This window comes from Sulfitobacter sp., from assembly GCF_039977885.1.
In the GTDB taxonomy this organism is placed as follows: Bacteria; Pseudomonadota; Alphaproteobacteria; order Rhodobacterales; family Rhodobacteraceae; genus Sulfitobacter.
In genome coordinates this window covers 114,304-122,564 of the sequence record NZ_JBDWCI010000005.1, presented here as the reverse complement: position 1 = coordinate 122,564, position 8,261 = coordinate 114,304, and the positions used below count along the sequence as shown (strand labels likewise).

7 protein-coding genes and 1 pseudogene are annotated in these 8,261 nt (G+C 52.9%); 1 reads left to right on the top strand and 7 read right to left on the bottom strand.

The window, feature by feature from the left end; genetic code table 11:
• Positions 1-610 precede the first annotated feature (610 nt).
• Entirely contained in the window at positions 611-1,549 is a 939-nt protein-coding gene (locus tag ABJM03_RS02630) for a hypothetical protein (RefSeq protein WP_348415332.1), read from the bottom strand.
• On the bottom strand, positions 1,522-1,749 hold the full coding sequence (locus tag ABJM03_RS02625) for a DUF6471 domain-containing protein (RefSeq protein WP_348415331.1): 228 nt from the start codon (positions 1,747-1,749) through the stop codon (positions 1,522-1,524). The genes ABJM03_RS02630 and ABJM03_RS02625 overlap by 28 nt, the downstream gene beginning before the upstream one ends.
• A gap of 105 nt (positions 1,750-1,854) precedes the next feature.
• On the opposite strand from ABJM03_RS02625, the pseudogene ABJM03_RS02620 reads away from it, so the two are divergent.
• Positions 1,855-2,488, top strand: a pseudogene (locus ABJM03_RS02620) (IS1595 family transposase).
• 20 nt (positions 2,489-2,508) lie between these two features.
• Here the strand turns inward: ABJM03_RS02620 and ABJM03_RS02615 are convergent.
• The 5 genes from ABJM03_RS02615 to ABJM03_RS02595 all read right to left on the bottom strand — a co-directional run bounded on the left by ABJM03_RS02615 (position 2,509) and on the right by ABJM03_RS02595 (position 7,806).
• Entirely contained in the window at positions 2,509-3,030 is a 522-nt protein-coding gene (locus tag ABJM03_RS02615) for a hypothetical protein (RefSeq protein ID WP_348415330.1), read from the bottom strand.
• 492 nt (positions 3,031-3,522) lie between these two features.
• On the bottom strand, positions 3,523-3,933 hold the full coding sequence (locus ABJM03_RS02610; RefSeq protein WP_348415329.1) for a hypothetical protein: 411 nt from the start codon (positions 3,931-3,933) through the stop codon (positions 3,523-3,525).
• 148 nt (positions 3,934-4,081) lie between these two features.
• On the bottom strand, positions 4,082-4,789 hold the full coding sequence (locus ABJM03_RS02605; RefSeq protein ID WP_348415328.1) for a hypothetical protein: 708 nt from the start codon (positions 4,787-4,789) through the stop codon (positions 4,082-4,084).
• A 531-nt stretch (positions 4,790-5,320) separates the two neighbouring features.
• Positions 5,321-6,274, bottom strand: a complete 954-nt coding sequence (locus tag ABJM03_RS02600) for an HNH endonuclease (RefSeq protein WP_348415327.1) — start codon at positions 6,272-6,274, stop codon at positions 5,321-5,323.
• Positions 6,275-6,531: 257 nt separating this feature from the next.
• Positions 6,532-7,806: a peptidoglycan-binding domain-containing protein gene (locus tag ABJM03_RS02595; protein ID WP_348415326.1), complete on the bottom strand. Its 1,275-nt coding sequence runs from the start codon at positions 7,804-7,806 to the stop codon at positions 6,532-6,534.
• Between the last annotated feature and the right edge of the window lie 455 nt (positions 7,807-8,261).

The window sequence follows — 8,261 nt, the reverse complement described above, 5'->3', positions numbered from 1 at the left end:
ACCGCCCGCATTCCGCACTTGGCGGCAAACCACCCGCTGTGATCTATTGGCAGCGAATGGCAGAACCCAAACCCGATCAGCAGGTGCAAAGAGTAGCTTAATCTACGCCAGATACTGTCCAACAATTAGGGAGTAGCTCAGAAAAGAGCCCATTTACTCTGTGGATTTTTGGTAAAACTATCCATTCTAAAACCAAAATGGACATCTTCTATGGAATGCTAATCGTCGCTCTACTGATAGTCAGTTGCGTTTTAAGTTTCGGTTTCCGTTCTGGGCCTTTGTTACCGCTGCCCACAGAAGTATCGAACACCAGTGGGGAGAATGCCGTTCTGGACCGAACGCAGTTACACGTCAATCCGACCACAGCTGACCAAGTTTTAGACCAAGAAACCAGTACAAGTCCTGGAAGTGTTGAAACTGAAGAGCCCGATGACAATTAAGAATAACTTTCCTTATCGGATAGCCGCCTTACAAGTTGAGATGTCCAAGGTCTGTTTTGCCCCGCAGTCTGTGAATTCACCCACCATCTGATTTTGCTGGCGCATCGAATGTCCGGCCTTATGTATCAAACGCACCAAGCGGGGTGTGAGCGATGATTAGGGTTTTGGCTCTATCCGTCATTATCCTTTTTGGAAGTACCTCGGTTAACGAGAAGCTTTACGGCTGCGTCAGGATAGAACCCTTCAGCATCGATAAGGTCATAAAACTGCCCAGACTTTGGCCCGTTCTTGATGTGGGCTGTCCGCATAGAGGTAGCTCCTATTTCAGCATCAAAAACATCTTTGCCAATAACCTCCACGAAAGCAGTGTATCTGTTTCCGAACAAGAGGGAATCAGATTTACGTCCGAATGGCTCTATAGTCCTGAGAGCCTCAGAATTTGCCGCTATATTGGGCAGCGGCATTTTCAAAATCTCCTCCGCCTTCCCATCGATTTCAATCTTAATCCTTGCGGAGCATCCAATTGCAGGGGACTGGCCAGCGTTTGCTATCAAAATCCTTGCCCCAATACCGTCACCACTGACAACAAACTCCACGCTCTTGACGTGAAGATAGGCCCTGACTTGCTTTTCTCCGATGTCGCGGGTGGCATCCACCGCCCCCTCTGCGGCAATTGTGGCCCGTTCGGCTTGTCTCAACATTCCTTCGGTGTGTTCGGCGGCTTTGCGCGTGTATCTGAGAGTGAAGCCGATCAAGACCAAACCAAGCAGAGTAACTACGGCAGTTCCCACAGTAGCCCAGAACATCCACCGCGCCCAACTAGCCATGGCTTCTTGCGCATTAAGGTCCCTGTCTTCGTTGTTTCTTTGGCGATCAGCCTCTATCTTATCTTCTTCGGCTATCAGGTCGCGTATCGCGGTTTCGATCCCTTCGATAGCGGTCAATATTTCAGGGCTAGTTGCTATGTCGGCCTCGGATGCTTCATTGCTGTCGCTAGCGGCATTTTCCTGCCCGGCTTTAGCCATTGGCTGTTGTTCGAGGATGGTATCCGCATCTTGAGCGGAAACTGATGCAGCCGCTATTATTCCAATAATTGCAAAGACGTACATCCAAGTGCGGAAAGGCATTGTAATAAAAATCCTGCGGTAAATTTCCCTCGGCTTACTTTATTGCGCAGGTTCCGCTCGTTGTCTTCGATTCCTTTTTCCGCGAGTAGGTCAATCAACTGCGCGTAGGTTGTTCCCTTTCGCGCCATTTCTGCGCGAAGGATACCCTTTGCACGCTCTTCCCAGTCAGTTCTTTCGGGCATATCACGTCCTAAAATGCTAATATCATCACTTAACGTGCTATAGCACTTTATTTGATGCATCAATCTCATCATATATGGTGCATAAGCACAGGATATGACGACAAAATGGCACAGCACTTTCTTCTTTCAGCGGCATCTCGCACACTCAGCCTTCGCAGCATCTACAAAGCTGGCGAAGACGCTGCGTATGAGACGTTCTGCAAGATGCGTTGGCCTGAGGCTGATGGCGCGTATTTTGGTGGCCACATTCGCCCACACTACGAGAAGGCCAAGCGCGTTGATCGTCGCCTCAAGAAGCACCAGACGGGCAAACGCCGCGTTGTGATCGCTCTGCGTGAGCGTGAAGGTCGTGTACTGCCTTTCGTAGGTGAGCATGAGGGCGAAGGCGTAGCGCTGGCACAAGAGAACGTATCGCGCATGGCAACCATGTCAGCAGATGAAGCAAGCCACTGGGATGCGCTGCACATGGGCTACAACGTGGACCGCGTGAACCACTCCGAGATTTACAGCGACCACGGCAAGCACACCAACATGGTTGAGAGCTTCTTCTCCCGTCTGCGCAACATGATCCAAGGCCAGCACCACGGCGTATCCCCGAAGTACCTGCACCAGTATGCGAACCACTCCGCATGGTTGGAAGACAACCGCCGCACCGACAACGGCACACATCGTTGTGTCTAATGCGATGGACGCGCCTGTGTCTCGTAACTGGAAAGGCTATTGGCAGCGCGCGGCTTGAAATATGGCTCCGCTGAAAGATCAAGCTGCCAGAAGTTGCGCCTCAATATCAAAAACCTGCTTATTTGCCATGTGATTAACTTGGGCACCAAGGTTTATGATCCTAGAATTCAGCGCCTCAAGATAGACTTCTGCGCTCACTTTTCCGTGATCCATAAGCCATTTGGACACATCAACCCAATCCCACAATGGGCTAGTTGTACTCACCCGAACAGAAGCCTTTGGGTAGCCTTCTCCCCGCGAACCGTTGCCATATAGGTTTATGGCCGCTTTCGTGAGGCCGCTTCGCGCGGCAATTTCAGTAGCGCTCACAAGATAGTCAGGGTCAAATCTGGTAATTTTGGAGCCAGCTTGTTTTATTTGAATCAATGCTGAGTATACAGCCTCTTTATGGCTTTCGGCGCTACGGTCGAAGCTGAGCGCAGCAGAACCGCGGATCAGGGAGAAGGTTGCGTCATCACAACCCGCTTCAATGAATCGATCTTCAAAATCGTCTGAATGCGGGTCGGCATCAACGAGAAATGTGAACTCATAAGTTTTCATCTTGCCCTCCTTCAACGTGTGGACACTTGGCTATCTTCTTCAAAATCGTTGCCGCATGATCCTGCGGCACTCTTGGCGTAGAGTTTACAGACACCCTGCAACCATCACGGTCAGCTTGCTCACAGAACAGACGGCCCCAAACGTGAGCGCTTTTACCGGGCGGTATAAATCTCCACCCACGGCTTTCCGCTTCTGTTACTGATTTTTTCGATATGCTTATTGGGGTGCTTGGGGCGGGGGGATATGATGGGGCTGGCTTGATCTGGTGTCGGTGGTTTTTGCGGCTTAGATCGTCTCGATTTCTGTCGTTTGCGTTCTGTCAACTTACACCCACTTATCTAATAAAGCGTTTACGGTTGTCAACGCTTCTGTAAATCCTGTAACATTCTGAGCAACAGAAAGGCTCGAGTGCACAACTTATAGTATGTCATCTAAATTAGGCACAAGGTATGGTTTTGAATTGTTGTACTTTTGCAGGTCTGGTTTGTTAAATCAGCGATGGGCCAGCCTCCACAAACACCCATCTGGCCCGAAGTCCTGTACCACATGCCCGTCTTTCTGCGCCCTTTGCAGCGCGTGACGCACCCGCTTTAGCACATCGGCATGGGTATCATCGCCCCAGCCCTTCGCCGCGATGATCTGCGCTGCTATCGTTTCATCATCCACAGGTGCAACCCGTAGCGCGTTGATGATGGTCAGCTTCAACTCATTGCGCCCGAATAGCTGCTTGTACTTGCCACGCGGTGCAATGCCCTTGGGATCGTCCTCATAGCCGCACAGCACCAGCGCACGGTCTATGGCGTCCAGATCGGCCTTGAGGGTGTCAGCGGCCTTTAGTGCCAGCTTATGCTGCCCTGCTATCTCGCCACGCTTTTTGATCAGTCCGAAGATTGTGTGTTCCATGCGGGGAATCTAGCTGATATTATTGGGTAAATCTTGGTGCGTTTGATAAATAAGGCCGCGAATGTCTGCAATGGCGGGCCGCACCGCAGCATTCTGGTGTGCGCGTGAACGGTAGGTCTGGGCCGTTCAACGTCGGGGCACAGCGATGTTATCCCGTTCTATGCAGATGTACCTTCAAATCAGTCCATTGCCGACAGAACTCTTCAACTCGTGCCTCGATCTCTTCGCTGGGGTTCAACACAAAGAATGTCCTGGGACTGTAGGCGGTCGCCCGCACTGCCAAGCCCGGCATCCCGACTTCGCGAAGCCAATGATCGACCTCGGCATCATGGCCACCTCGCCGCCGAGTGTTATGGTGATAGATTAGAGCACATCGCCCCTCGGCCAATTCCTGTACCTCTGCGAGCGGCATCTGCTTGCCGAACTTCGCTCGCCCCCTTCGCCAATCTGCGTCATCGATGATACCATTATCTGGGTCCGCGAATACCAGGTCGCACGGGGTTAGCCTATCTGCCACACGCGTGAACCAAGCGGCGCGCCAGTTACGGCGTTCACGAGGCGATATCGTACTGCTGTCTACGCTCTCGTCAAATGAGATCGCGCCCTCAAGCACCGGCAGCAACGAGTTGATCGAACGCGCATCTTTCGTGATGTTTCGAAGATGACTGAACAGGGTTGGGTCCAGGTGTTTGTATCGTTGCGGTTGGTCGAGATAGGTGATGTGCCGCCCATCTCCGTTATGGCTTTCGTCAGGGTACCGGTACCAAGCAACGCCCAACCGACGTCCCGGTGAAAGGGCTCTCAGTAGGCCGAGCTTTACAAAGTCACCAACATCTCCGGCGTAACGGTCTTGCATTTGATTTATTCAGTTCCTTTGGGTCCCTAATTTAGCACCAAAGCTTTAACGGTTTTGTGGCGTATGGGCCACCAACTTGTGATCACAGCTACAATATCTGATGAACTTACACTTCGGGCGGCATTGTCGGTCGTGGCCGGTCCAATTTTGCAGTTGCAGCGAATGTCTGGTTCTACGGACCGCACTTCAGCATGTGACGCTCCTTGCAGATGTCGGCTTTGGGCCGTTCGCGTCGATCTACGCTAATGCGGGAACCGGACATTCGCTACATGTGCGAAACAGCCGGGTCGAAAAGCCGGAAGCTGACATTGCCTCGTTTTTGAGCTGACTGAAATTTCCACAACCGTAAGTCGGCTGAAAGCCCAAACTGTCAAATGCTGCAGCATGCATGAATGTTTAGTCCTTCGGTCCAAAAATGGCCGTGATAGTCACGTCTACCCGCCAGCTTTCGATACAGCGCTGACTTCCTCGCATGATGCAGGCTACATCGTGCCGTGTTTGGCTGATCCGGCAACGCCCCCCCCCCAGTAATTAAACTCCAGCCCATTTTCGGTGACGCCCGAGTGCATCCAGACTTGGATAGTGTGTCTGATCACCGGGCAATAAAAGCTGCGTGCTTTCAAGATTAGCGTAGCTGTCGTCTTCTAGGGCTGCCGTCGATAGCTTTACACGGTAGCCTTCTGTGATGACCAACAACCCTAAATCGAAGAGAGTGTGGATGTCGGACCGCAATAGAAGACCATTCTGAACATGATGTGAGTGGTCACCACGGTAGGGGGCGATATGAGCGGCCTCCAGTGCGTCCTTCAGGGTGCAACGCGTTACACAGCACTTGCCGCCATAGGCTTCTAGGAGAGCCGTCCTGAAGGCCGCTTGGCCTCTCCGCCTGGCAACCTGTGCCAAGGTCTTCTCTCGCAAATCCAGATCATTCTCAGCGTCGAATGTCTCGCTGTTCGTACCATTAGTCGCACGTAATCGGGCAGCATCTGGTTGTTCGGTATCATGTACTTCGCCTGCGTCGGAAAAGCCATCGATAGTGAAGAACCCATTCTCCCATTTGGTCACTAGCCCGAGACCAAGGACTTCGTAAGCTACGCCCGGCTTAGGTTTGCGTTTCACGAGGGTTCCGACCGGGACCCGGTCCTCCATGCATCTCATCAGTCCACGGTTGGTTGCCTCGCGGTCACGTTGATCCGGGTTCTGGTTTTCCTGGAAGTAGTGCAGAACCCAGCTGCCATCTGGACGGTACTCGACATCCTTGTCCGGATAGGGCCCGTTCTGGATGGTGCGGAGACTCAAGGCATAATCAGTGTATTGTGGTTTGTAGATGCCTTTCGCTTGATTGACTAACCTGCTGTGGTCCGCGGAGAACTCCTGGATATCGCTCCACGTAATGATCTCCCCCTTGTTCTCATTGAACCAGTTCAAAGCAACTCTGTGCTTTCCCGTCGTCTTCGCCAGTGCGCCTTCAAGCTCAGCCTCCATTATTCACTCCCTCAGGGCATTACGAGCATCAGAGCTCAATCCTTGTTAACGATTACAATTGTATTGAGCACCTTTGGCAATTGCGGGTTGCACGACCCAGGATCATCCCGCTGAAAGTCTGTTCCGGGGAAACTGCAACTCAGCGCTTGGACATTTGGCCAACGGCAGGTCTGGGCCGTCATGCGCCGCTCTTCCACCTCGATCATACAAGTGTCTCACCGCCTATGAATTCGGCAATGCAGTCTTTCTACCTGATGCTATTTATCGACTCCGAGCATCTCAAGCGTGGCCCGGTCCGGAGCGCCGGTTTCGGGTAGGTCCACCGATGCCTGGTAGGCCCTCATGGCCCTTTGTGATGCAGGCCCCCATTGTCCGTCAGGCGTGCCTGTATCAAACCCCCCGGCATTCAGCAGGGTCTGAATCGCACCGTAGTCCTCCGTTGACAGCGTCAGAGTTGTCCATCCACAGGCCCCTGCAACGGCTTCGAAAGCATCCTGTGCGCCGTCGAGTTTAAAGAGCGCGTCGTGTTGCTGGCCATTGGATTCAAAAAGTCGGATGAATAGACGTTCAGCGTCGTAGATCGTTCGAATGAATGTTTCCGCCTCGCGTCCGAATAGGCCCGCACCCTTGTTGTTCGTAAGACTAGTCCACCTAGATTGCTGAGAGGGCTCTTCGTTGATGCGCAACGTCATTTCGAAGGAGTTACGCCTGAAGTCGTTTATCAAGAAATCGTCCTGCACGAACACAAGAGCTGTCTCGCCTTCAATGCACCGCGCGACAAGGGCTGTCTGCCCGGTGAAGCTGTTAGGTCTAAATTGCGAATGATTCAGTGCAACGATTTGCGGGCTGTCATCTACGACCGCCCGTGACGCTTCAATTGCCCACCAACCGGAGACCTGGTGTCCATTCCGACCAGCCTGCTCGAAAGGGGCAAGTGTGTAGTCGATTGTTGGGAACCGAGGGTCTGCCCATGCAACTGCCAGGGGAGCGTCTTGCAGTGGTGTTGCTGCACTGGTGGCTGGCGCACTTGTTGGTGCGGACTCTGCAGCCTGGGGTGCCATGACTGGAAATGCGATGCCATACTTTGCTTGCAAATACCCCATTTGCAGCTGTGCCAATGTGAGCCGTTCTGTTTCCGCGCGACTGAGTGTGAGCGCCTGAATAAGTCCGCCAGCAGTCGCAGCTTCCCGCTCGGCTTCCTCAATGCGTTGTTGAACAGTCGCCATTTCGCCGAGGATTTGCTCGGCCATCGCTTCATCGGGCTGAATGGCAGGGACCGTCACTTCAACGGTCGCGCCACCTGCTTCTGCATTGATGCGATTCTCGATCAGTGTGCGTGCCAACAAAAGAGCTTCCCGCCGCGCGTCGATCAGTGGCAGGATCAGACCGCCGTCATAGCGCGCGGCCTGTGCCTCAATCTCGGTCATCTGCCGTCCGATATCATCCAACTCCGCAGACAGAGATTCATTTTGAGCCACGGCCGGGCCGACTGTGGCGAGCGAGATTGCGAACGCAAATGATTTCAATGACATGGTCGAATCCGTACAAAGGTCAAATACACAAAGACGCTAGCAACCCGCAGTACAACCATCAAGCGAATACTGCTAGAGTGTCCGCTTTGCGAAAGTTGCACTGCGGCGCTCAGGCTCAATGGCAATGCCCGGTTTGGGCCGGTCGTGAAGTCAGACGAAGCTACGTTTATGCAGATCCGGCGTCAAATCCCACATTGGCCAGAAACGCTTCGATATTCGAGGTCTACGCGCTTCTGGCCAATGCTATGTTACGCATTCACTGCAAATAGTAGTGAACGCTCAACCTCTTTGTAAAATGCAGGAACCACCGCGACAGTCGAGGCCTCCGCGGTCCCCGCTTTGCTCCCCTCGATTAAAGTGGGTTAAAGCGGCCTTCAACCTGATGAGCAATGTCGATTGGAGTGTACGGGCCTGTCGGTTAGCGATGATAACCAGTGTCGGTTTTTAACGATCTC

Coding starts and splice junctions, on each gene's coding strand:
- ABJM03_RS02630 (WP_348415332.1), bottom strand. CDS start 1,549: ATGTACGTCTTTGCAATTATTGGAATAATAGCGGCTGCATCAGTTTCC.
- ABJM03_RS02625 (WP_348415331.1), bottom strand. CDS start 1,749: ATGCCCGAAAGAACTGACTGGGAAGAGCGTGCAAAGGGTATCCTTCGC.
- ABJM03_RS02615 (WP_348415330.1), bottom strand. CDS start 3,030: ATGAAAACTTATGAGTTCACATTTCTCGTTGATGCCGACCCGCATTCA.
- ABJM03_RS02610 (WP_348415329.1), bottom strand. CDS start 3,933: ATGGAACACACAATCTTCGGACTGATCAAAAAGCGTGGCGAGATAGCA.
- ABJM03_RS02605 (WP_348415328.1), bottom strand. CDS start 4,789: ATGCAAGACCGTTACGCCGGAGATGTTGGTGACTTTGTAAAGCTCGGC.
- ABJM03_RS02600 (WP_348415327.1), bottom strand. CDS start 6,274: ATGGAGGCTGAGCTTGAAGGCGCACTGGCGAAGACGACGGGAAAGCAC.
- ABJM03_RS02595 (WP_348415326.1), bottom strand. CDS start 7,806: ATGTCATTGAAATCATTTGCGTTCGCAATCTCGCTCGCCACAGTCGGC.